This window comes from Afipia sp. GW823-FHT06G09, from assembly GCF_058794875.1.
The window spans coordinates 132076-155587 of record NZ_JBXAHF010000002.1; the positions used below are offsets into that span (position 1 = coordinate 132076).

At 62.2% G+C, this 23512-nt stretch carries 25 protein-coding genes and 1 tRNA gene; 16 read left to right on the forward strand and 10 right to left on the reverse strand.

Annotated elements, in window-relative coordinates:
• Positions 1–7 precede the first annotated feature (7 nt).
• Positions 8–649, reverse strand: a complete 642-nt coding sequence (locus AC1Q67_RS08245; RefSeq protein ID WP_492234502.1) for a GNAT family N-acetyltransferase — start codon at positions 647–649, stop codon at positions 8–10.
• An 86-nt stretch (positions 650–735) separates the two neighbouring features.
• Positions 736–951 (reverse strand): DUF1127 domain-containing protein, encoded by a 216-nt coding sequence (locus tag AC1Q67_RS08250; RefSeq protein ID WP_492234501.1) that lies wholly within the window; start codon positions 949–951, stop codon positions 736–738.
• Between the two features lie 112 nt (positions 952–1063).
• Between AC1Q67_RS08250 and AC1Q67_RS08255 the strand changes: the two genes are divergently transcribed.
• The 3 genes from AC1Q67_RS08255 to AC1Q67_RS08265 all read left to right on the forward strand — a co-directional run bounded on the left by AC1Q67_RS08255 (position 1064) and on the right by AC1Q67_RS08265 (position 5049).
• Complete coding sequence (locus AC1Q67_RS08255) at positions 1064–1951, forward strand: transcriptional regulator GcvA (RefSeq protein ID WP_024574161.1); 888 nt, start codon at positions 1064–1066, stop codon at positions 1949–1951.
• Positions 1952–2430: 479 nt separating this feature from the next.
• Positions 2431–3255 carry a formate/nitrite transporter family protein gene (locus AC1Q67_RS08260; protein WP_492234500.1) on the forward strand — a complete coding sequence of 275 codons (825 nt, stop codon included), beginning with the start codon at positions 2431–2433 and terminating at the stop codon, positions 3253–3255.
• 60 nt (positions 3256–3315) lie between these two features.
• Positions 3316–5049, forward strand: coding sequence for a bifunctional protein-serine/threonine kinase/phosphatase (locus AC1Q67_RS08265; RefSeq protein WP_492234499.1), 1734 nt, complete (start codon positions 3316–3318; stop codon positions 5047–5049).
• On the opposite strand, the gene AC1Q67_RS08270 is transcribed toward AC1Q67_RS08265, so the two are convergent.
• The 3 genes from AC1Q67_RS08270 to AC1Q67_RS08280 form a co-directional block, all read right to left on the reverse strand.
• Positions 5046–5663, reverse strand: a complete 618-nt coding sequence (locus AC1Q67_RS08270) for a flavin reductase family protein (protein ID WP_024574159.1) — start codon at positions 5661–5663, stop codon at positions 5046–5048. The genes AC1Q67_RS08265 and AC1Q67_RS08270 overlap by 4 nt on opposite strands.
• Positions 5664–5668: 5 nt before the next feature.
• On the reverse strand, positions 5669–6631 hold the full coding sequence (locus tag AC1Q67_RS08275; protein ID WP_492234498.1) for a carbon-nitrogen hydrolase family protein: 963 nt from the start codon (positions 6629–6631) through the stop codon (positions 5669–5671).
• Between the two features lie 77 nt (positions 6632–6708).
• Positions 6709–8346, reverse strand: a complete 1638-nt coding sequence (locus tag AC1Q67_RS08280) for an MFS transporter (RefSeq protein WP_492234497.1) — start codon at positions 8344–8346, stop codon at positions 6709–6711.
• A 274-nt stretch (positions 8347–8620) separates the two neighbouring features.
• Between AC1Q67_RS08280 and AC1Q67_RS08285 the strand changes: the two genes are divergently transcribed.
• Positions 8621–9436 carry an IclR family transcriptional regulator gene (locus tag AC1Q67_RS08285; protein ID WP_024578204.1) on the forward strand — a complete coding sequence of 272 codons (816 nt, stop codon included), beginning with the start codon at positions 8621–8623 and terminating at the stop codon, positions 9434–9436.
• A 22-nt stretch (positions 9437–9458) separates the two neighbouring features.
• Here AC1Q67_RS08285 and AC1Q67_RS08290 read toward each other — a convergent pair.
• Positions 9459–9535 (reverse strand) — tRNA-Arg (locus AC1Q67_RS08290).
• Between the two features lie 120 nt (positions 9536–9655).
• Entirely contained in the window at positions 9656–11134 is a 1479-nt protein-coding gene (locus AC1Q67_RS08295; protein ID WP_492234496.1) for a sensor histidine kinase, read from the reverse strand.
• Positions 11135–11460: 326 nt separating this feature from the next.
• On the opposite strand from AC1Q67_RS08295, the gene rpmH reads away from it, so the two are divergent.
• From rpmH to AC1Q67_RS08355, 12 genes are all read left to right on the forward strand, one after another.
• A complete protein-coding gene (gene rpmH / locus AC1Q67_RS08300; RefSeq protein ID WP_008542748.1) occupies positions 11461–11595 on the forward strand; it encodes a 50S ribosomal protein L34 in 135 nt (44 codons plus the stop codon).
• 44 nt (positions 11596–11639) lie between these two features.
• A complete protein-coding gene (gene rnpA, locus AC1Q67_RS08305) occupies positions 11640–11987 on the forward strand; it encodes a ribonuclease P protein component (RefSeq protein ID WP_024574423.1) in 348 nt (115 codons plus the stop codon).
• A gap of 53 nt (positions 11988–12040) precedes the next feature.
• Entirely contained in the window at positions 12041–13882 is a 1842-nt protein-coding gene (yidC, locus tag AC1Q67_RS08310; RefSeq protein ID WP_492234495.1) for a membrane protein insertase YidC, read from the forward strand.
• 170 nt (positions 13883–14052) lie between these two features.
• Positions 14053–14718, forward strand: coding sequence for a ribosome biogenesis GTP-binding protein YihA/YsxC (gene yihA / locus AC1Q67_RS08315; RefSeq protein WP_492234494.1), 666 nt, complete (start codon positions 14053–14055; stop codon positions 14716–14718).
• Positions 14718–15098, forward strand: a complete 381-nt coding sequence (locus AC1Q67_RS08320; protein ID WP_492234493.1) for a DUF423 domain-containing protein — start codon at positions 14718–14720, stop codon at positions 15096–15098. Before yihA ends, AC1Q67_RS08320 begins: the two co-directional genes overlap by 1 nt.
• An 82-nt stretch (positions 15099–15180) precedes the next feature.
• Positions 15181–16080: an acetylglutamate kinase gene (argB, locus tag AC1Q67_RS08325; RefSeq protein WP_006022320.1), complete on the forward strand. Its 900-nt coding sequence runs from the start codon at positions 15181–15183 to the stop codon at positions 16078–16080.
• Between the two features lie 53 nt (positions 16081–16133).
• Positions 16134–17129: a DUF1036 domain-containing protein gene (locus AC1Q67_RS08330; RefSeq protein ID WP_492234492.1), complete on the forward strand. Its 996-nt coding sequence runs from the start codon at positions 16134–16136 to the stop codon at positions 17127–17129.
• Between the two features lie 172 nt (positions 17130–17301).
• Entirely contained in the window at positions 17302–18012 is a 711-nt protein-coding gene (locus AC1Q67_RS08335) for a pyrimidine 5'-nucleotidase (protein ID WP_492234491.1), read from the forward strand.
• A 273-nt stretch (positions 18013–18285) separates the two neighbouring features.
• The gene (gene dapD, locus AC1Q67_RS08340; protein ID WP_492234490.1) at positions 18286–19131 is read left to right on the forward strand and encodes a 2,3,4,5-tetrahydropyridine-2,6-dicarboxylate N-succinyltransferase; all 846 of its coding nucleotides are present in this window, start codon (positions 18286–18288) and stop codon (positions 19129–19131) included.
• Between the two features lie 29 nt (positions 19132–19160).
• Complete coding sequence (locus AC1Q67_RS08345) at positions 19161–19433, forward strand: hypothetical protein (protein WP_492234489.1); 273 nt, start codon at positions 19161–19163, stop codon at positions 19431–19433.
• A 6-nt stretch (positions 19434–19439) separates the two neighbouring features.
• A complete protein-coding gene (gene dapE / locus AC1Q67_RS08350) occupies positions 19440–20594 on the forward strand; it encodes a succinyl-diaminopimelate desuccinylase (RefSeq protein WP_492234488.1) in 1155 nt (384 codons plus the stop codon).
• A gap of 11 nt (positions 20595–20605) precedes the next feature.
• The gene (locus tag AC1Q67_RS08355; RefSeq protein ID WP_492234487.1) at positions 20606–21166 is read left to right on the forward strand and encodes a phosphorylase family protein; all 561 of its coding nucleotides are present in this window, start codon (positions 20606–20608) and stop codon (positions 21164–21166) included.
• 110 nt (positions 21167–21276) lie between these two features.
• Here the strand turns inward: AC1Q67_RS08355 and truA are convergent, their stop codons facing one another.
• From truA to def, 3 genes are read right to left on the reverse strand one after another with little or no spacing between them, the layout of a single operon-like run.
• A complete protein-coding gene (gene truA / locus AC1Q67_RS08360) occupies positions 21277–22014 on the reverse strand; it encodes a tRNA pseudouridine(38-40) synthase TruA (protein WP_492234486.1) in 738 nt (245 codons plus the stop codon).
• Positions 22014–22946, reverse strand: coding sequence for a methionyl-tRNA formyltransferase (gene fmt / locus AC1Q67_RS08365; RefSeq protein ID WP_492234485.1), 933 nt, complete (start codon positions 22944–22946; stop codon positions 22014–22016). The genes truA and fmt overlap by 1 nt, the downstream gene beginning before the upstream one ends.
• A gap of 13 nt (positions 22947–22959) precedes the next feature.
• Positions 22960–23475: a peptide deformylase gene (gene def, locus AC1Q67_RS08370; protein ID WP_024574435.1), complete on the reverse strand. Its 516-nt coding sequence runs from the start codon at positions 23473–23475 to the stop codon at positions 22960–22962.
• Positions 23476–23512: the final 37 nt, after the last annotated feature.

Here is a 23512-nt window from a genome sequence, read left to right on the forward strand (position 1 = left end):
CGGAGGATCAATGCGCCACCAGCAGCGCTGCGTTCTGCAGCCAGCCCGCCATCGCAGCCTGCTTCCAGCTTTCGCAGGGAATCTCGGTGGCCCGATGCAGCGGCTTCTCGAACCGCACCTGCCGCCAGTCGCTCGGCGTGCCTGCGAAGACATAGCCTGCCCTGCGGGCCAGCCCGATCATCTGTTCGTTGTTGCGGAGGGTTTCGCCAAACAGCCGCGACGCCCCGAGCGCCGCCGCGCGGCATTCAAGATTCGACAGCATCGCGGAGCCGATGCCCTGTCCCTGCCAGGCATCGCCGATCGACAATCCGAATTCGGTATCCTGCGTCCTTGCGTCGTAGCTGTAGCGGGACTCGCCGACGATGGTCTCGACGCCGTCGATCTTCATTTCGGCAACCACCGCAAAGCGGCTGCCCTCGCCGACATGAAGCGCCTTGTCGAGCTCTGACGGCGGCAACTCGCTGACGGCGCTCATCAGGCGATTGTAGCGCGACTGTCGCGACAGCGACCGGAAATAGGACGACAGCGCATCCGCGTCCTTCGGTTCGATGAAACGCACCGTCAGCGATCTGCCGTCCTTCAGCCGGACAATATCGGTGTAGCGGCCGAGGTTGCCCAGAACAAAGCGATGATCGGTTTCTGCCAGCATGACACGCTCCATCGGCTGCTATGCGAAAGAAAAAGCGAGCCTGATCCGGGGAGGAGGACGAGACGGATCAGGCTCGCAAGGGCGCCTTACGCACGCCAGAAGGGCTTGCTGGCCTCGTAGGCGAAGTCGCTCCAGCTCGCGCCGACGTCGTGAAAGTCCTTGTCGCTGAGGCGGGCGAGTTCTGCCCGGCGCTGCGAACGCTGCTGCCACGTATGCAGCACGTCGGAAATCGACGAAATCGGGTGATGGAGGAAGTCGTAGTGATGATGATTTGTCATCAACTTGGTGGTGTAAGCAGACATCGTAGCCTCCTGAAATAAATCTGATGGTGCGAATATCTGCTCGCGAACCCCCATTGACAAACGATAGCTTGTCCCCTGTATTATGAGATAATATCATGTATTAGAGGCGCCGATGACCGCCCGACTGCCCTCCCTGAACGGTTTGCGCGCTTTCGAGGCCGCCGCACGGCACCTCAGCTTTACCCATGCCGCGCAGGAGCTGAACGTCACCCAGACCGCCATCAGCCACCAGATCCGGCGGCTAGAGGAAGAACTCGGCATCAAGCTGTTCATCCGGCAAAGCCGCGCGCTGGCGCTGACGCCGCAGGCCGCCGAATACCTGCCGGGCATCCGCGCCGCATTTCAGGACTTGCGCACCGCCACCGACCGCCTGCTGCGAAAAGGGGACGATCGCGTGCTGACAATCAGCACCCTGACATCGCTCGCCGTGAAATGGCTGCTGCCCAGATTGTCGTCCTTTCAGGAACAGCATCCGGAGATCGATGTTCGCATCACCACCTCGACCGAACTGGTGGATTTCCGCACCAGCAATGTCGACGCGGCGATCCGGTACGGACAGGGACGATGGCCGGGGCTGGATGCCGAGTGGCTGATGGCCGAACATCTGTTTCCGGTTTGCAGCCCGAAGCTCCTGACTGGCGAACGCGCGCTGCGGCGGCCGGAAGACCTGGAGCATGCCACGCTGCTGCATACGTCCAGCACCATCGACGACTGGCGCCTTTGGCTCACCGCCGCAGGCCTGCCCGCGCACCTGTCGCAAAACCGCGGGCTGACATTCGATCTGGCCTTCATGACCATTCAGGCCGCCATCGACGGTCTCGGCGTCGCCATGGGTCACACCGCCTATGTCGCGGACGACGTTGCGAACGGACGCTTGGTGGTGCCGTTCAATGTCTCCATGCCGTCGGCGGGCTACTACTTCGTGACGCCGCAAGACAGGCCGGCGACCCCGAAACTCAACCTGTTTCGCGACTGGCTGAGAACCGCGTCGAAGCAGTAACGGTCATGCCCACGAGATGGGCATGCTGCACAGACTCGCATCATTCCGCGTGACGCCGCCCCAGCGCATTCGCTGGAAACTCAAAAAAACATTGCCCGATCAAAGCCAACGGTGTTGGCACGGCGATTGCTCCACTTGCGGAACAGTCAATGACGACTGCGGTCCGAAAAGGAGCTCGGCGCATTCGTCACCATGACTGATCTGCGCATGCGCGTTCCTGTTTCGGCCGACCATCATTGGCAGACAGGACACAATGCATCAGACGGCACGAACGCGCGGACAAACGTTCTCGATACGCGACATCAATGACCGCAAACAGGCGTGCCACATGCGCAGCCTGCGCTGCTGCCGAGTCGCGCGCGACGGCCGTCATCCCGAATCCAGCCCGCGCGATCGACATCGTGCGGTCGAGATAACGCCGCGATCCGTCACGGACGCCGGACGTTTTTGATTTCTACTGCGAACAAAGAGGATCTGTGATGGCCTATCTCGCGCCTTCGGAATTCGTCACCAAGATGGTGGATGCTGGAGAATCCAAAATCTTCATGTCCACTCGAGACACGGTCATTCGTGCCTATATGGCCGGCGCCATCCTGGCGCTGGCGGCGTGGTTCGCCGTCACGATCAATGTGAACACCGGCCAGCCGCTGGTCGGCGCGCTGTTGTTCCCGGTCGGTTTCTGCATCCTCTATTTGTTGGGATTCGATCTGCTGACCGGCGTGTTCGTCCTCGTTCCGCTTGCGCTGATCGACAAGCGTCCGGGCGTGACGCTGGCCGGCGTTTTCAGAAACTGGGGCCTGGTCTTTGCCGGCAATTTCTGCGGCGCGTTCACGGTCGCCTTCCTGATGGCGTTCGTCACGACGTTCGGCTTCTCGCAGGAGCCCGACAAGGTCGGCGCCGCGATCGGCCACGCCGGCGAAGCGCGAACGCTCGGTTATGCGGCGCATGGCGCAGCCGGCATGGCGACGCTGTTCTTCCGCGGCATGCTGTGCAACTGGATGGTCTCGACCGGCGTCGTTGGCGCCATGATCTCGACCACGGTGCCCGGCAAGGTGATCGCGATGTGGATGCCGATCCTGGTGTTCTTCTACATGGTGTTTGAGCATTCCGTGGTGAACATGTTCCTGTTTCCATCGGGACTGCTTCTGGGCGCGAAGTTTTCGTTCCTGGACTATCTGATCTGGAACGAAATCCCGACCGTGATCGGCAATCTTGTCGGCGGCCTCGCATTCACGGGCCTGACCCTTTACGCCACCCATGTCAGGACCGCGCCGAAGCGCGCGGCGGTTCGCGCGGTTTCCTGATCCCACTTGCAAGAAGGAGCCCCGGCCGACAAGTTGGGGCTCCTTTTTTCGGCATCATCCATGTCGCGTGAATTGCAGATATCGGTCGGGCAGCATTCTGATAAAGGTCGCAAGGAGACCAATCAGGACTTTTATGGCGTCCTGATCCCCACCGAGCCGCTGCTTAGCCTGAAAGGCATTGCGATTGCGGTGGCGGACGGCATCAGCAGCAGCACCGTCAGTTCGGTCGCGAGCGAGTCCGCCGTCAAAAGTTTTCTGACCGACTATTACTGCACCTCGGAATCATGGTCGGTCAAAACCTCGGCGCAGCGCGTGGTCGCGGCGACGAATTCATGGCTGCATTCCGCAACACGGCGAAGCCAGTACCGCTACGACAAGGACAAGGGCTACGTCTGCACCCTGAGCGCGATGGTGATCAAATCCACCACCGCGCATATTTTCCATGTCGGCGACTCGCGGATCTACCGTCTCGCCGGGAACACCCTCGAGCAGCTGACCAACGACCACCGTGTGGTCATTTCGTCGGAACAGAATTATCTCAGCCGCGCGCTCGGGATTAATCCGCAGATCGAAATCGACTATCAGGCGCTTCCGATCGAAAAGGGCGATGTGTTCCTGCTGGCGACCGACGGCGCGTATGAACACGTGGGAGACCGCTTCGTCGCCAAAACGGTCCACGACAACGCCGACGATCTGGACCGGGCCGCGAAGCTGATCGTCGAACAGGCTTATCTGCAAGGCAGCAACGATAACCTCACCGTCCAGATCGTGCGCATCGACCAGTTGCCGCGCAGCGAGGCGAGCGACGTCTTCGGGCAGTCGTCCGAACTGCCGCCGGCTCCGCTTCTGGAGGCGCGCATGGTTTTCGACGGCTACCGGATCGTCCGGCAGATTCATGCCAGCAGCCGCAGCCACATCTATCTGGCGGTCGACACCGAAACCGATGAACTGGTCAGCATCAAGATTCCCTCGATCGATCTGCGCGGCGATCCGAGCTACCTGAAACGCTTCATGATGGAAGAGTGGATCGCCCGGCGCATCGACAGCCCGCATGTGCTGAAGCCCTGCCTGCAATCCCGGAAACGAAACTTCCTCTATGTCGCCACCGAATTCATCGACGGCCAGACACTGACCCAGTGGATGATCGACAATCCAAGACCGGATCTCGAGACGGTGCGCGGTATCGTGGAGCAGATCGCCAGGGGCCTGCGCGCCTTCCACCGGATGGAAATGCTGCATCAGGATATCCGGCCGGACAACATCATGATCGACAAGACCGGAACGGTGAAGATCATCGATTTCGGTTCAACGAAAGTGACCGGCGTTGTCGAGGCCGCGCCGTCCACAGACACGGGGATTCTCGGCACCGTGCAATACACCGCACCGGAATATTTCCAGGGCGAAAGCGGCTCGCCGCGCTCCGACATGTTCTCGCTCGGCGTCATCACCTATCAGATGCTGACGGGGAAACTGCCCTATGGCGCGCAAATCGCGAAGGCGCGCACAAAATCGCAATTCAGGAAACTGCGATACAGGTCCGCGCTCGATGACAGCCGCGGCATCCCGGCCTGGATCGACGAAACCCTGAAGCGCGCCGTGCACCCCGACACGCTCAGGCGCTACGAGGCGCTATCGGAATTCACCTTCGATCTTCGCCACCCCAACGCGCGCTATCTGAACGCATCGCCGGCGCCACTGATCGAGCGCGATCCCCTGCTGTTCTGGAAAGGCCTGTCGACGATCCTGGCGATCATCATCGTGGTGCTGCTGGCGATTCAGCATGGACACCGCTAGGCGGTCGAACCCGGGCGCACCAACTGAAACAGGTCCGCCGGACGCGCATACCACCCGCTCCCATGCATGCGGGCGATGAGATCGAGAGCGAGCGTATCGATGTAGCCTTTGCCAGCATCGAGCACGAACTCGTCCGCCACATGAGCGCACACGACCTCACCGATCACGGCAACCTGCCTCGGTCCTGTCTCATGCGTCGAAAGTGTACGACACTCGAATGCGACCGGGCTTTCGGCTATGCGCGGCGGCGAAACCATCTGTGATGGCACTGTCCGCAAGCCGGCCAGCACGAGTTCATCAACTTCGGACGGCGCATCGACACAGGTCGTGTTCATCGCCTCCGCCATCTGGTGCGGCACCAGATGCGCGACGAACTCGCCGGTCGCAAGAATATTCTCCGCCGTGTCCTTTAGTCCCTTTTCGGGATGGCGCAGCAGCCCGAGCACAACCGTCGGCGGCTCGTGCCCCAGCACATTGAAGAAGCTGAACGGAGCCGCGTTTGCGACGCCATCGGGTGAGCGGGTCGTCACCCAGGCGATGGGGCGCGGGGTGACGGTTGCGGTGAGAATCTTGTAGCGGATGTCCGCCGCCAGCTGGCCCATATCGAAGAACATGCTGCTCAGCTCCTCGCCGGCAAAGCCGGGATCGTTGAGACAGCGGACTTCGGCCGGGTATCGACAGTGAGCTGGAACACATCCGGCCGCGAATAGTGCCCTGTTGCATCGAAGTCGTACTTGCCGCGCGCGATGTCATCGAGATCGATGTCGGCATAGAGGATCGTTTCGCCGTCGAAATCCGGTCCGACAAGTACTTTGCCGAGCGGATTGATAATGGCGCTGCCGCCGCGCATCAGCACGGTCTCCGGATCGTCGCCGAGCGAACACTCGTAGTTTTCGGGATACGCCCCGCGCTTGATGTACTGGCAGGCCGTGAGCACAAAACAACGCCCTTCGAGCGCGATGTGCTGCATCGACGGCACCCAGGTGTCGCGATCATCCGCCGTGGGGGCGCAGTAAATGCTGACGCCCTGGCTGTACATGTGCATGCGCAATGCCGGCATGTAGTTTTCCCAGCAGATCACCGCGCCGATGGTGCCGAGCGATGTTTCAAAGGCAGGCATCGTCGAGCCGTCGCCAAAGCCCCAGATCAGCCGTTCACCCGCGGTCGGCATCAGCTTGCGATGCTTGCCCACGAGACCGTTGGCGCCATCGAAGAACAGCACGGTGCAGTACAGCGTGCCGTGTTCGCGCTCGATGCAGCCCATCACGACGAAGAGTCCGGTCGCGGCCGCCGCAGCGGCAATCGTTTCGACTTCAGGGCCATCGAGATCGATCGCCTGTTCCCAGTATGCGCGGAATGCTTCGCGCCCTTCAGGCTTGCGCTGGCCAACCGGCGCACCGAACGAATTGCCCTTCGGGTAGCCCCCGAGGAAGGCTTCCGGGAACACCGCCAGCCTTGCACCGGCCTTCGCGGCTTGTTCGATCAGGCTTGCGGCCTTCTGGGCCGATGCGAGTGTGTCGGTCGGATTCGATGCAGCCTGAATAACGGCGGCCTTGTAGCTGCTGTTCTTTTTTGAAGTCATGACACCTGTCCCGGAAGGCGAAGAGATGACGAAACACGGGCTGCCATGAAGGCAGCCCGTGGATTACGATGTGAGATTTAGTGGTCGGTTTCGAGCTTCGGCTTGTTCGGCAGCACGATTGAGCCGATCACCGCGACGGTGGCGCAGATCACGACCGGATACCAAAGCCCCGCAAACACATCGCCGACTGCCAATGAAAGGTAGGTGGCGAAGAACGGCAGGAAGCCGCCGAAGATGCCCGCGCCGATGTGATACGGGAACGAGAGCGCCGTATACCGGATGTTTGCGGGGAACACCTCGACAAGGAACGACGCGACCGGCCCGTAGATCATCGCCACAATGATGGTCATGACCACCAGCAGGAAGATGATGTAGCCGGACGACACCTTGGCCGGGTCGGCCTTTGCAGGATAACCCGCGTCGGCCAACGCCTTGCGGTAACCTCCCGGATCGTAACCCTTAATCGTGATCCCCCTGACCGTCATCGCTACAGCCTGTCCGTCGACCGGCGGCGCGTAGCTGAAGTTGATACCGCTCGCGATCAACAGCTTCTTGGCCTGGACGCAGGGTTTGGCGTGATCGCCGTGCGTGCTGAGCAGCGCGGCGGCAAGACCGAACCTGCACCCTTCGCTGGACGTATCCGCATGCACCAGAACAGGCGCGCTCTGGGTTGCGGCCACGAGTTGCGGATTGCCCGCTTCCAGCAGCGAGGCGAACATCGGCCGGTAGCACAGAGCCGAGAGAACGAGACCCGCCATCATCAGCCACTTGCGCCCAACCCGGTCGGACAGCCAGCCAAAGAAGATGAAAGCCGGCGCGCCGATCACCAGACCGACAGCCATGAGCGTGTACGAGGTCTGCAGATCGATCTTCGCCACCTGCTGCATGAAGATCATCACGTAGAACTGACCGGTGAAATAGGTCGCCCCCATGCCCGCCGTGGCTCCGAACAGTGCGATCAGCACGAGGCGCAGACTCGACCAGCGGCCGAATGTGTCGCGAACCGGATTCTTTGACAGCCGCCGCTCGGCCTTGAGACGCGCGAACACCGGCGATTCATGCAGCTTGGCGCGCACATAGATCGAGAATGCCAGCATCAGGATCGAGATGATGAAGGGAACGCGCCAGCCCCAGGCCTTGAAATCAGCTTCGCTCATCAGGCTCTGGGTGCCGATGATGACGGCGATCGAGAGCGCGAGACCGACCGATGACGTGATTTGGATCCAGCCCGTCAGCAACCCGCGCCGATGAGGCTGTGAGTGCTCGGCGACATAGATGACGGCACCGCCATATTCTCCGCCGACCGCAAGGCCCTGGATCAGACGGAGCACCACCAGCGAAATCCACGCCGCATGGCCCATGGTCGCATAGGTCGGCAGAAAGCCGATCAGCGCCGTGCTGCCGCCCATCATCACGATCGTGATGAGGAAGGTGTATTTGCGGCCCACAAGATCGCCGATACGTCCGAACAGGACCGCACCAATCGGGCGAATAACGAAACCGGCCGCAAGAGCGCCAAGCGACGCCAGCACGGCCGCCGTGGGGTTATCCGGCGGAAACAGCACCGAACTCATGAACACGGCCAGCGAGCCGTAGATGAAGAAATCGTACCACTCGAACACCGTGCCCAGCGTCGAAGCCAGAACGACCTGCCGCTCTTCGTTGCGCGTGAGATCGTGATCGGCCGCTGCTGCCGTCGCCGTTACCGCATCCATCGTCATTCCCCTGTTTGTAGTTCCGTCAGCCCCGCCCTACGACGCTCGGAACGATCGCCTCATATATAGTCAGATAGATATGATATTATCAAATTAGACAAGCTTGAATGTACGGCGCGCCCAGCCCAATAATACGGCATGGGCTCGAATCAAATAACACCCTGATCTAAAAGGATTTTCAGTGAGGAAGCCGCGCGGAAACCAACCGCCAGAGAGGCCGCTCGCGCCAACATCCGGGCGCTCCGCGACGACCGGAAAGTCGAAATCCGTCAAATTGGAAAAGACGGAACGTGGCGGACGGCGGGGCATCCAGTCGATCGAGATCGGCTTCCGGATCCTTGATTATCTGCGCACCGAACTGCGTCCGGTCCCGCTCAAGATGATCGCCGCCAACACCGGAATGTCGGCAGCCAATGTGCACTATTATCTCGTCAGCTTTCAGGCCGTGGGCATTGTGCGGCAGGAAGCCGATACCGGCTGCTATGCGCTCGGCCCTTACGCGCTGAAACTCGGCATGGCCGCGATCGAGCAGTTCGACGTCTTCACCGCCGCCCGTCCTGCAATGACCGAACTCGCGACGACCATCGGCCACACGGTCTTCCTCGGCGTGTGGGGCAATCGTGGACCAACCATCATCTACCGTGTCGAAGGCGGCGCCAGCCGGCCGATCATCGAACTGCGCGTTGGTAGCGTGCTCAGCCTGCTACGCTCGGCGCTCGGCCGCAATTTCCTTGCGCATCTGCCGCGTTCGATCACCGCGCACATGCTCGATCAGGAACTCAAGGAAGAAGGATCACGGCACGCACGAATCGACGACGCGCCTGCCACGAAGGCCGAGGTGGAGGAGATGGTGGCGGCGATTCAGCGGGACGGCATCAGCCGCTGCCGCGATGCCCTGTTGCCGAACTTCACATCCTTTTCGGCGCCGATCTTCGATCAAACCGGTTTCATGATCGCGGCCATTACCATGATGGGGCCGATCGGCATTCTCGACGACAATCTGAAAGGCTCGACGGCAACGACACTGCTCGCCCACGCGCGCGCGCTGTCGGCGACGGCGGGATGGCAGCCGGAAGCGGTAAGCGACTGAGAGGCGAGTCATTGAACAGGAATGGCGCGCCCGAAGAGATTCGAACTCCTGACCCCCAGATTCGTAGTCTGGTGCTCTATCCAGCTGAGCTACGGGCGCGCATTTCGCGGACTTGAGAGAGGCCGGTGGCCGGGCCGCGAAGGAGCGCCATAGCTACCGGCTCCGGAACGGCTTTGCAAGATCGATAAGACATGGATTTCGGGCCAAAACGGCAGTTTTTCAGGCCCGCGCCCGCGCATCCCGCAGGCTGCGCAGCTCGACGGCCCGATCCGGAATCGTGATTCGGAACGTCGCGCCGATGGTCCCATCCACCAGATTGAGCTCGCCGCCATGGGCCCGGATCAGTTCGGCTGCAATCGCCAACCCCAGCCCGGTGCCGCCATCCCGTGAGGAGCCCTGAAACGCCTCGAAGAGATGTTCGCGGGCCTTTTCGGGAATGCCGGGGCCGGTATCCGAGATTTCAAGGATCGTCACCGCCCCCTCGCGGCGGCCGGTGAAGCGGATTTGCTTGGCAATGGCGTCACCGGACTTGTCGCTCTCCAGCGCCTGCGCGGCATTGCGGGCCAGATTGAGCAGCACCCGGAACAATTGATCGGGATCGGCATCGACGGTCAGGCCACGCTCGATGGCGTTGATCCACTCGATCGAGGTATCGGAGGCCAGCCCGGTCGATTCGCGCACCTCGTTGACCACCGGCTCGATCAGAACGCGGCGGCGGTCAGGCGGCGCCTCCTGCGCCTTGCCGTAGGACAATGTCGACTGGCAGAACGCGATGGCGCGCTCCAGCGAGCGCATCAGCTTCGGCGCAAATCGCTGCACGCGCGGATCGGGCACGCTGGCCAATTGATCGGACAGAAGCTGCGACGACGCCAGCAGGTTGCGCAGATCGTGGTTGATCTTCGAGACCGCGAGCCCGAGCGCGGCGAGATGGTTCTTCTGATGCAGCATCGACACCAGATCGCGCTGCATGTCCGACAGTTCGCGTTCCGCAAGGCCGATCTCGTCGGTGCGTTTCGACGGTTCGATAATGCGCGCAGTGCTTTCCGGATTTTCGTGGAATGCGACGAGATTGGCGGTGACGCGACGCATCGGCCGCACGAACAGATGATGCAGGGCGTAGTAAATCAGGCCTGCAGTGATGCTCGTCATCACCAGCGACAGCAGCAGCACGTTGCGCGAGAAACGGAACATCGCCGCGCGCAGCGGCTTTTCGTCCACCACGACTTCGATGAACTGCCCGCTGCCGGGCGCCGGCCCGATCACGCGCATCACCTCGTCGCCGCTGTCGATCATGACCTGAAACGCGTCGACAATGGCCGACCATGCACTCGTGTCGCGCATGTCGATGTCGTGGTCGATCTTCGCGGGCATATCGGCCGCCGCCAGCAGCCGCCGCTGCGATCCGCTTTTGATGGCTACCGCGCGCGCCCCGATGCTGGCGAGAATCTGCCGCGCCAGCGCATCGGGAACCATGCCGCTCGGGGCCGCATCCAGCACCAGCGCGGCGGTGCTTGCTGCCGCCAGCCGGTCGTTCAGCCGGTTCACCCGGAAGTTGGCGATGGATGGCACATAGATCAGGATTTCGACGATCAGGATCAGGGGAATCGTCAGCAGCAACAGCTTTCCCGACAGCCCGAACCGCAGCCCGGGCCGGAGCTTTTCCATTGTCCGATCAGGTTCCTGGCCGGATACCGCCATTGAGTGATCGCCTGCCCATTTTCATGATTTGCCGCCACAGGATGCGCCTGCCGGCGGCCCGGGTCAAACCCCCGGAACTGTTATGGTTTAAGCCTCTGACCGCGCTCCACAACCTGAGCGCGGTATAAAACCCCAAGATTGACGAAAACAGGCTGCTCCCGTATAAGCCGCGCCAACTGTCCTCGATGGCCCGGCTCGACCGGGCCGGTTCATTTTGGACCGAAATTGGTCCACTTCAGGGCCGGCATCGCAGGATTTCATCTCATTTATCGGCGAATTGCCTCCGACGAGCCGTCGGACGTGCATTTCGGTAGCGGAGAACGACCGTGAAGCGGACTTATCAACCCAGCAAACTGGTGCGCAAGCGCCGTCACGGCTTCCGTGCCCGTCTCGCGACCGCCGGCGGCCGCAAGGTTCTCGCTGCCCGCCGTGCCCGCGGCCGCAAGCGTCTGAGCGCCTGACCGACCTTTATCCCGGGACCTTTTCCCATGCGCCGGTTGGAATCATGGACCGGTTGAAGCAGCGCGCGGATTTCATCGCCGCGGCCAGCGGACCACGCATGGCCAGTCCTGCCTTTGTGGTGCAAACGCGCCGGCGCGACGACGACGGCCCGGTCCGCGTCGGATTTACCGTTACAAAGAAAGTCGGCACCGCGACGGAACGCAACCGCGTCCGCCGCAGGCTTCGCGAACTGGTGAAGCGGCTGGATGTCATATCCATGCGACCCCACCATGATTATGTGATAGTGGGCCGTCGTGCCGCGCTGGACCGCGGCTTTGAAACCATGTTCAACGATCTGCGCTCGGCGCTCAGCCGCCTCGAGCGCCAGACGCCCCGACCGCCAGCGACCTGAAGCCACACACAGTCCTTCCCGAACACGCCCGAGCGCATGACGAGACCTGAACGATGATCGAAAATCGCAATACCATCCTCGCCGTCATCCTGTCGGGCCTTGTGCTGATCGCATGGCAATACCTCTACAACATTCCGCAGATGGAAAAGCAGCGCGCCGCGCAGCAGGCCGAACTGGCGCAGAAGCAGGCCGCCAGTCCGGCGACGCCCGCGACCACTACGCCGAGCGCGAACCAGCCGACGCCCGCCGCTCCCGGCCAGCAGGCCGGTGCACCGGCAACGCCAGCCTCCGCTGCGCCGATCCAGAGCCGCCCCTCCGCGATTGCAGCCGGCCCGCGCGTGAAGATCGACACGCCCAACATCAGCGGCAGCATCGCGCTGACCGGCGCGCGCATCGACGACGTCGCGCTGGTGAAATACCGCGAGACCGTCGATCCGAAATCGCCCGCCATTGAACTGTTCTCGCCGTCGGGCACCAAGGAACCGTTCTACGCCGAATTCGGCTTCGTGCCGGCCGCAGGCGCAACGACGAAGATGCCGACCCGCGACACCGTCTGGACGCAGGAAGGCACCGGCGCGCTGACCCCAAAGACTCCGGTCACGCTGACCTGGAACAACGGCCAGGGCCTGACGTTCAAGCGCACCATTTCGATCGACGACAAGTATCTGTTCACGATCAAGGACGACGTCTCCAACGTCGGCGATGCTCCGGTCACGCTGTATCCGTTCGGCCTGATTTCGCGTCACGGCACGCCGCACGTCTCCGGCTACTACATCCTGCATGAAGGCCTGATCGGCGTTCTCGGCGATCAGGGCCTGCAGGAGTATGGCTACAAGAAAATGGACGATGCCAAGGCGGTGGAGTTCAAGGTGACCAACGCCTGGATGGGCATCACCGACAAGTACTGGGCTGCGACGCTGCTGCCGAGCCCGAAGGCCAACGTGCAGGCGCGCTTCTCGTCCAACCTCGTCGGCACGCTGCGCACCTACCAAACCGACTATCTGCTCGATCCGATGACGATTGCAATCGGCGGCACCGCCAGCACGGCGACCAGCCTGTTCGCCGGCGCCAAGGAAAGCGCCACCGTCGACGCCTACGACAAGCAGCTCGGCCTCAACAAGTTCGACCGCCTGATCGACTGGGGCTGGTTCTACTTCATCACCAAGCCGATGTTCTGGGCGATCGACTGGTTCTTCCACATCTTCGGCAACTTCGGCGTCGCCATCCTGGCGGTGACGGTGCTGGTCAAGCTGATCTTCTTCCCGCTCGCCAACAAGTCCTATGCGTCGATGGCGAAGATGAAGGCCGTCCAGCCGCAGCTTGCCGCGCTGAAGGACAAGTATCCTGACGACAAGATGAAGCAGCAGCAGGAGATGATGGAGATCTACAAGAAGGAGAAGATTAACCCGATCGCGGGCTGTCTTCCGATTCTGATCCAGATCCCGGTGTTCTTCTCGCTCTACAAGGTTCTGTTCGTCACCATCGAAATGCGGCACGCGCCGTTCTTCGGATGGATCAAGGACCTTTCCGCACCCGATCCGACCAACCTGTTCAACCTGTTCGGCCTGTTCGCATTCGACCCGACGCAGCTTCCGGTTCTCGGCTACTACCTGCATCTCGGCATCTGGCCGATCATCATGGGCATCACGATGTGGTTCCAGATGAAGCTGAACCCGACGCCGCCCGATCCGACGCAGAAGATGATCTTCGACTGGATGCCGCTGATCTTCACCTTCATGCTTGCGGGCTTCCCGGCCGGTCTCGTGATCTACTGGGCCTGGAACAACCTGCTGTCGGTGCTGCAGCAGAGCTACATCATGAAGAAGAACGGCGCGAAGATCGAACTGTTCGACAACGTGAAGGCGACCTTCGCCGGCAGCAAGAAAACGACGTAGCGACGGCTCGTTCTCCGAGCGCCGCGCATATCTCTCACCGTCATGCCCGGGCTTGTCCCGGGCATCCACGTCTTGTCAGGCGGTAAGGTAAGGCGTGTATGGCCGGGACAAGCCCGGCTATGAGGAAATATGATGGTCCAGCTCATTGGACAAAACTGGAAGACCTTCGCATGACCGATCAAACCGATGCGGAGCTGATTGAAGCCGGGCGGAAGATCTTCGCCGGCGACTGGCAGTTTTTCTGGGCTTCCCCGTCGATCGAAGCGCTCCCGCCCATGAAGGGCGTCGAAGTCGCGTTCGCCGGCCGCTCCAATGTCGGCAAATCCAGCCTCATCAATGCACTCACGGGCCGCAACGGTCTGGCGCGGACCTCGCACACACCCGGCCGCACCCAGGAACTGATCTTCTTCGAAGGCCCGACGCCAGCGGACGGCAAGGACGCCGGCCTGCGGCTGGTGGACATGCCGGGTTACGGCTACGCCTCCGCGCCCAAGGCCAAGGTCGCGTCATGGACCACACTGATCCACAAATTCCTGCAGGGCCGCGCCAACCTCGCCCGCGTCTATGTGCTGATCGACTCCCGTCACGGCTTCAAAGACGTCGACAACGACGTGCTCAAGACGCTCGACAAGTCCGCCGTCAGCTATCAGGTGGTGCTGACCAAGGCCGACCAGGTCAAGAAGACCGCGCTTGAGGACACCCTCGCCGCAACCAAGGCAGCGCTGGCGAAACACCCCGCGGCGTTTCCCGACGTGCTGGTGACATCGTCGCGCACCGGCGACGGCATGCCCGAGCTGCGCGCCGCCATGATCCGTCTTCTCAGGGAAAGAATCTGATGACCCAGAATGGCGCGCTGCGCCTTGCAGCCATCCTCGCCGGGCTGATGGGCGCGGCCGGTGTCGCGCTGGCGGCGGCGTCTGCCCACCTGCCCGACGCATCGCGTCTGGCCTCCGCCTCATCGATGCTGCTGTTCCACGCCAGCGCCGTCATCGGCGCTGCGCTGCTGACCGGGCACGGCATCGCCAGACGCGGTCTCGGCCTGGCTGCGACCTTCGGCTTCATCGTTGGCGCGGCGCTGTTCGCAGGCGACCTGACCATGCGCCAGTATGCCGGTCATGGATTGTTCACAATGGCCGCGCCGACCGGCGGCACACTCCTTATTCTGAGCTGGCTGGTGCTGGCCATCGCTGCGGCCTGGCCGCGGCGCGCAGGCTGATCCGCGCCGCGGACGCTTTGCACCCTCGCGCCAATCGGCTAAACCCTCGTCCAATCCTTGCCCGCCTGAACGAGATTTCCCCATGATCGATCTGCCGACCAATATCAGCGCACAGGATCAGGCCCGCATCCTGTCGGAAGCGCTGCCGCACATGCAGCAGTACGACGAGGAAACCATCGTCATCAAATACGGCGGCCATGCCATGGGCGAGGAAAACCTGGCCCGGCAATTCGCCCGCGACATCGTCCTGCTCGAGCAGACCGCGATCAACCCGGTTGTGGTTCACGGCGGCGGCCCGCAGATCGCATCCATGCTGGCGCGGCTCGGTATCAAGTCGGAATTCGCGGCGGGGCTGCGCGTGACCGACGCACCGACGATGGAAATCGTCGAGATGGTGCTGGCCGGCTCGATCAACAAATCGATCGTCAGCCACATCAACGAAGCCGGCGGCAAGGCGGTCGGCCTGTGCGGCAAGGACGGCAACATGGTGACCGCCGTCAAGGCGACCCGCACCATGGTCGATCCCGGCTCCAACATCGAGAAGGTGGTCGATCTCGGCTTCGTCGGCGAACCCGACAAGGTCGATCTCACGCTGCTCAACCAGCTGATCGGTTACGAACTCATTCCGGTGCTGGCTCCGCTGGCCTCGTCCGGCGACGGCAAGACCTACAACGTCAACGCCGACACCTTTGCCGGGGCCGTGGCCGGTGCGCTGAAGGCCAAGCGCCTGTTGCTGCTGACCGACGTGCCCGGCGTGCTCGACAAGTCGAAGAAGCTCATTCCCGAACTGTCGATCAAGGACGCCCGCAAGCTGATCGCCGACGGCACCATTTCCGGCGGCATGATCCCGAAGGTCGAGACCTGCATCTATTCGCTGGAAGCCGGTGTCGAAGGCGTGGTCATCATCGACGGCAAGACGCCGCACGCGGTGCTGCTCGAACTGTTCACCAATCAGGGCACGGGAACGCTGATCCACAAGTGATGCCAGCTCAAATCGTCATTGCGAGCGCAGCGAAGCAATCCACACAGATAAAAATGGATTGCTTCGTCGCTGCGCTCCTCGCAATGACAGCCTTGCTTGTTTCCTCCCCCGCCCGCGCCGATCTTAAAATCTGCAATCGCATGAGTTATGTCGTCGAAGCCGCCATCGGCATCGAGGACAAGACCGCGACCGCGACGCGCGGCTGGTTCCGCATCGATCCGGCAACGTGCCGTGTGGTGGCGCAAGGCAACATCACCGCGGAGCGCATCCTGCTGCATGCGCGGTCCCTGCCGGTCTATGGTGCCTCGCCCGCGCCGCAGAACGGCACCGACAATCTTTGCATTGCGCCGAAAGACTTCGTCATCGCCGGACGCCAGTGCCGCGGCGGCCAGACCGCAGCGGCGTTTACCGAAATCAAACCCAGCACCGGCGAAGACGGACATCAGATCGCGTATCTCGCCGAAGGAGCCGAGTACGACGACGAGCAGGCGCGCCTCGCCGCGATCCAGCGGCTGCTGGTGATCGCAGGCTATGACGCCGCCCCCATCGACGGCGTCGACGGCCCGAAAACACAGAACGCCCTCGCCGCATTCCTGAAAGCGCGCGGCCTCAATGCCGATGCAGTCCAGGCGCCCAATTTCTTCGAGACAATGATCGCAGCGGTCGAACAGCCCTCCGCCACCGGCCTCACCTGGTGCAACGACACCCAGTATCGCGTGATGGCCTCCATCGCGACCGATGACGGTAAAACCGTCACCAGCCGCGGCTGGTATCGCATCGAACCCGGCAAGTGCTTACATCCCGACGTGACGGGACAGCCCCGCAGAATCTACAGTTTCGCCGAGGCGGTCGACAGTGACGGCCGCGCCATCAAGATCAACAGCCGCCCGGTGAACTGGGGCGGCACCACCATGCTCTGCACCCGCGAGACGCAGTTCGAATTCACCGAACAGGGCGACTGCGGCGGGCGGGGATTGAACGCCAGCGGCTATGAGCGCGTTGAGATCGGCGCTGGTGCCGGCAAGACACTCAGATTCGGAACGCCATGACCTTGAGTATTAAGATAACGACTCTGACGTTGCTCCAATCGCAATGCGCTCCCTCTCCCGTGGAGAGAGGGTTGGGGTGAGGGCGTAGAATGCAAAAGATGAAATCGAGCCCCCTCACCCGCTCGCTTAGCTCGCGACCTCTCCCCCACGGGGAGAGGTAAAGAAAAAGAACATGACAGACGCTCCAAACGAAAAAATGCCCCGCAGCTTCACCCATGTCGAGACATGGGTGTTCGATCTCGACAACACGCTCTACCCGCATCACGTCAATCTGTGGCAGCAGGTCGATGTGCGAATTCGCGATTTCGTCGCGCAATATCTGAACGTGCCGAAGGACGAGGCCTTCAAAATCCAGAAGGACTATTATCGCCGCTACGGCACCACCATGCGCGGCATGATGACCGAGCATGGGCTGCGCGCCGATGATTTCCTCGCTTATGTCCATGAGATCGACCACTCGCCGCTCGAACCCAATCCGGCAATGGGCGCCGCGATCGAAAAACTCCCCGGCCGCAAGTTGATCCTCACCAACGGCTCGCGCGCGCATGCCGGCAAGGTGCTGGAACGGCTCGGCATCGGCAGTCACTTCGAGGACGTGTTCGACATCGTCGCTGCCGAGTTGGAGCCGAAGCCTGCGCGGCAGACCTACATGAAGTTTCTCAAGCTGCATGGCGTGGATCCCGCCAAGGCCGCGATGTTCGAGGATCTCGCCCGCAATCTGGTGACGCCGCACGATCTCGGCATGACCACAGTTCTGGTGGTGCCGGACGGCACCAAGAACGTGGTCCGCGAGGACTGGGAGCTGGAGGGCCGCGACGCCGCCTATGTCGATCACATTACCGACGATCTGACCGGGTTTTTGGCGGCGATTAGGGCTCAATAGAAATCACCCACCCGACCCGCCTTCGGCCGGCCACCCTCCCCATCAAGGGGAGGGACAAGAAATGCGGCAGCACTGGTTCTTTTTTCTCCCTCCCCCTTGTGGGAAGGGTCGGCACGAAGCGCCGGGGTGGGGCAATCCTCGCAAACATCCCATGCTTATGGCGAGTTCGCCCAGCTTGACTCAACCCCCGCAAAACCCACAAAAGACGTATGCAGATTGTCGGCATAGATACTGACAATCAATAAATCCGATCGCACTCCCCAAGGAACACCGATGTCTCTCTCCGCGCTTGAAAACACGCTGAATGCCGCCTTCGAGGCCCGCGATACCGTCAACGCCAATACCAAGGGCGAGGTGCGCGATGCCGTGGAGTTGGCGCTCAACCTGCTCGACAAGGGCGAGGCGCGCGTGGCGGAGCGGCAGGCCGACGGCAAGTGGCATGTCAACCAGTGGCTGAAGAAGGCGGTGCTGCTGTCCTTCCGTCTCAACGACATGGCCCCGATCACCGGCGGCCCCGGCGGCGCGCAGTGGTGGGACAAGGTGCCGTCGAAGTTCGAGGACTGGGGCGAGAACCGTTTCCGCGATGCCGGCTTCCGCGCTGTGCCGGGCGCGATCGTCCGCCGCTCGGCCTATATCGCCAAGAACGTTGTGCTGATGCCGTCCTTCGTCAATCTCGGCGCCTATGTCGATGAAGCGACCATGGTCGACACCTGGTCCACCGTCGGCTCCTGCGCCCAGATCGGCAAGCGCGTGCACATCTCGGGCGGCGTCGGCATCGGCGGCGTGCTGGAGCCGCTGCAGGCCGGTCCGGTGATCATCGAGGACGACTGCTTTATCGGCGCGCGCTCGGAAGTCGCCGAAGGCGTCATCGTGCGCAAGGGCGCGGTGCTGGCGATGGGCGTGTTCCTCGGCGCATCGACCAAGATCGTTGATCGCGAAACCGGCGAGACCTTCATCGGCGAAGTGCCGGAATATGCCGTGCTCGTTCCCGGCACGCTGCCGGGCAAGCCGCTGAAGAACGGTCAGCCCGGCCCGAACACGGCCTGCGCCGTGATCGTCAAGCGCGTCGATGAGCGCACCCGCTCGAAGACCAGCATCAACGAACTGCTGCGGGACTAGATTAAAGGATAATTTTGAAGGGGGATTTGATGAAAGGAATTCGGAGGCTCGTTATTAAAACAGCAGAAGTGATGATGGTCATACTCGTCATTGTCACGATTCTGGCGGGTGGAATTGTTGGCGCAGCTTCGTTCGGTCCAACTCAAGGACCTGAACTCCGTTTAATTGGCTTCGGCCTCGGAGCACTTGCGGGCCTCATCTCCTCAGCAACTGTTGCATCCCTTTTCTTTCTTGTTCTTGAAATCGCTGAAAACACGCGTCGAATGCTGCGCTACTATGAACCTGATCTGGGTCGGTACTGAGTTTTGATGACTGACGCCCTCTCCATCGCCCGTGATCTGCTGCGCTGTCCCTCCGTGACGCCGGCAGACGCGGGCGCGCTCAGTGTAGTGGAGAAGCTGCTCGGCGATGCCGGGTTCGAGGTGCATCGCGTCACCTTCTCCGAACCCGGCGCGGCCGACATCGACAATCTCTACGCACGCATCGGCACGGAGGCACCGCACATCACCTTCGCAGGCCACACCGACGTGGTGCCCGCAGGCGATGAATCCAAGTGGACCCACGGCGCATTCGCCGGCGACGTCAAGGACGGCATGCTCTATGGCCGCGGCGCGGTGGACATGAAGGGCGGCATCGCTTGCTCTGTCGCCGCCACGCTTGAATACCTCGCCGCGAACGGCGGCAAACTCAAAGGCTCGATCTCGTTTCTGATCACCGGTGACGAGGAAGACATCGCCGTCAACGGCACCGTGAAGCTCCTGAAGTGGGCGGCGGAGCGCGGCGAAAAGTTCGATCACTGCGTGCTGGGTGAGCCCAGCAACGTCAACGAGATGGGCGATACCATCAAGATCGGACGGCGCGGTTCGCAATCCGGCACGATCATTGTCGACGGCGTGCAGGGTCATGTCGCCTATCCGCACCGCGCGTCCAATCCGGTGCCGGACATCGCGGCGCTGATCGCCGCATTGAGCGGCGATCCGCTCGACAAGGGCACCGAACACTTTCAGCCGTCGAACCTCGAGTTCACCTCGGTCGATGTCGGCAATCCGGCCTGGAACGTGATCCCGGCGCAGGCGCGGGCGCGCTTCAACATCCGCTACAACGATTGCCATACCCGCGAAGCCCTCCGCGCGCTGATCGAGGAGCGCGTGACCAAAGCGAGCGGCAACCGCATCAAGGCGCATGTGGTCTGGGAGCCGTCGAACGCCGACGTGTTCCGGACCAGGCCGGGACCGTTCACCGATCTCGTCGTCGCCGCTATCGAAGACATCACCGGCCGCAAGCCCGAGCTTAACACCGGCGGCGGCACCTCGGATGCACGCTTCATCACGCATTATTGCCCGGTGCTGGAATTCGGCCTTGTCGGCCAGACCATGCACCAGATCGACGAACGCACGCCGGTGTCCGATCTCGAAAAGCTCACGAAGATCTATCGCGGCGTGCTCGATCGCTATTTCGCATGAATGACCCGGACATGAGCGGACATATCGTTGTTCTTACCGCCATCGATACCGAACTGAACAAGGCGCGCGCGCCGGAAGGTGTCGAGGTGATCTACACCGGCGTCGGCAAGGTCAATGCGGCGAGCATCGCGACGCTGGCGGTGATGGCGTTACAACCGAAGCTGATCGTCAATTACGGTACCGCCGGCAAGATCGCGCATATCCATAACGGGCTTGTGGAAGTCGCGCACACGGTTCAGCGCGACATGGCGGCGATGCCGCTGGCGCCGCGCGGGCGCACGCCGTTCGCGCCGGAGATGGACCGGCTGTCGTCGGGCCACGGCAGCGTCGTCTGCGGCACCGGCGACAGCTTCGTGACCTCCGTCGATCCGTGGCTGGTCGAGAACAACATCGACATCGTCGACATGGAACTGTTCGCGATTGCCCATGTCTGCCAGCGCCACAACGTGCCGTGGCGGGCGTTCAAGTTCATCACCGACGCCGCCGATGAGAACGCCGCGGATCACTGGAACGAGAATGTCGCCGGTGGCGAAGATCTGTTCTGGGATGTGATGAAAGATATAGCGCAATAGTCGCTTCGTACCGTCATTGCGAGCGAAGCGAAGCAATTCATCTTCTCAGATGTGCCGACAAAGAGTGGATTGCTTCGTCGCTTCGCTCCTCGCAATGACGATTTACCGAGCTAATACTCCACCCGCACCAGATAGAGTCCGTCCGGCGGCGCAACAGGGCCGCAGGCCGTGCGGTCGCGCGCCTCGAGCGCATTACGTAAATCCTGTGCCGTCCAGCGCCCATGCCCCACCCAGACCAGCGAGCCGACCATTGAACGCACCTGGCTGTGCAGGAACGAGCGCGCCGAGGTCTTGATATTCACGTCATCGCCGTCACGCGTCACATCGAGTGCGTCCAGCGTCTTCTCCGGCGACTTCGCCTGACATTCGGTGTCGCGGAATGTCGTGAAGTCGTGCTTGCCGACCAGTACCTGCGCGGCTTCCTGCATCGCCGCGACATCGAGCGGCCGCGGCACGCGCCACGCGTGCCCTGCTTTCAGCGCGAGGTTCGCCCGGTGATTGACGATGCGGTAGATGTAGTGCCGCTTGGTCGCCGAGAACCGCGCATCGAAAGTTTCCGGTACGATCTCCGCCGACAGCACGCCGATCGGATGCGGGCGCAGATGGGCGTTCAGCGCATCGCGCACGCGATCGGCCCTGTAGTCCTTTGCCAGATCGATATGCGCCACCTGCCCGAGCGCATGGACACCGGCATCAGTGCGGCCTGCGCCGTTGACCCGCACATCCTGACCGGTCATCGCCTTCACGGCATCTTCCAGCGCGCCCTGCACCGAGGGGCCCTTGTCCTGATACTGCCACCCCCAGAAGGGAGCGCCGTCATATTCAATGAGGAGCTTGTAGCGGGGCATCAGTTCACGCGCGCCGGAGGCTTGAGGGGCGTGCCGTTGAGAAAGGCCTCGGCCTTCATCGGTGGCTTGCCGGCGCGCTGCAAGTCCAGAATACGGATCGCGCCGGCGCCGCAGGCAATGGTCAGGCGATCGTCGAGCACATCGCCCGGCGCACCGGAGCCCTTGGCCAGCTCGCACCGCAGCACCTTGATGCGCACCGGCTCGCCGTCGACGGCAATCTCGAACCACGCACCGGGAAACGGCGACAAGCCATGAATATGCCGCAGCACCTCGCGCGCTGATTTGGTCCAGTCGATCCGCGCCTCAGCCTTGTCGATTTTGGCGGCGTAGGTGACGCCCTCTTCGCTCTGCTTCGTGAATTGCAGGCCACCGCGCGACAGTCCGCCCATCGCCCGCACCATCAAATCCGCTCCGAGAGGCGCAAGCGCATCGTGCAAATCCTGCGCGGTCATGGCGTCAGTGATCGGCAGCCGCTCCGCCATCGCCACGTCACCGGTGTCGAGCCCAGCGTCCATCCTCATGACCATCACGCCGGACTCGGCATCGCCGGTCATGATCGCGCGCTGGATCGGCGCGGCGCCGCGCCAGCGCGGCAGCAACGACCCGTGCAGATTGAAACAGCCGAGCGGCACGGCATCCAGAATGTTCTGCGGCAGGATCATGCCGTAAGCCACGACAACAGCGGCATCGGCATTGTGCGAACGGAATTCTGCCTCCGCTTCCGGCGTCCGCAGCGTTTTCGGCGTCAGCACCGGAATGCCGAGTTGCCGCGCAGCCTGCTCCACCGGTGTCGCCTGCAGCTTCATGCCGCGGCCAGCCGGCTTCGGCGCGCGCGTATAGACCGCCGCAATCTCATGGCCGTGGTCCGCCAGCGCCAGCAGCGTCGGCACCGCGAAATCCGGCGTGCCCATGAAAATCAGACGAAGCGGCATGAGAAGCTCCGGCTTATTTCGCCGCGAGCTTAGCGGCCTTGGTGAACTTCTTCATCACGCGGTCGCGCTTGAGCTTGGAGAGATAGTCCACGAACAGCACACCGTTGAGGTGATCGATCTCGTGCTGGATGCAGGTGGCGTAAAGTCCCTCCGCATCTTCCTCGCGCATCACGCCTTCGATATCCATGAAGCGCACCCGCACCCGCGCCGGCCGCTCGACCTCCTCATAGTATTCGGGGATCGACAGGCAGCCTTCCTCGTAAACGGACATCTCGTCGGACGACGCCAGAATTTCCGGATTGATGAAGACGCGCGGTTCCTTTTCCCCCTCCTTCTTGGAGAGGTCCATGGTGATCAGGCGCAGCGGCACGGCGACCTGGATCGCGGCCAGGCCGATGCCGGGCGCGTCATACATGGTCTGGAACATGTCGTCGGCCAGCGCCCGGATCTCGGGCGTGATCTTTTCAACCGGCTTGGAGATCAGCCGCAGTTGCTTGTCGGGAAGGATGATGATGTCGCGATTGGCCATGGGCGCGATGTAATGGGAGCGCCAGCCGCGGTCAAAC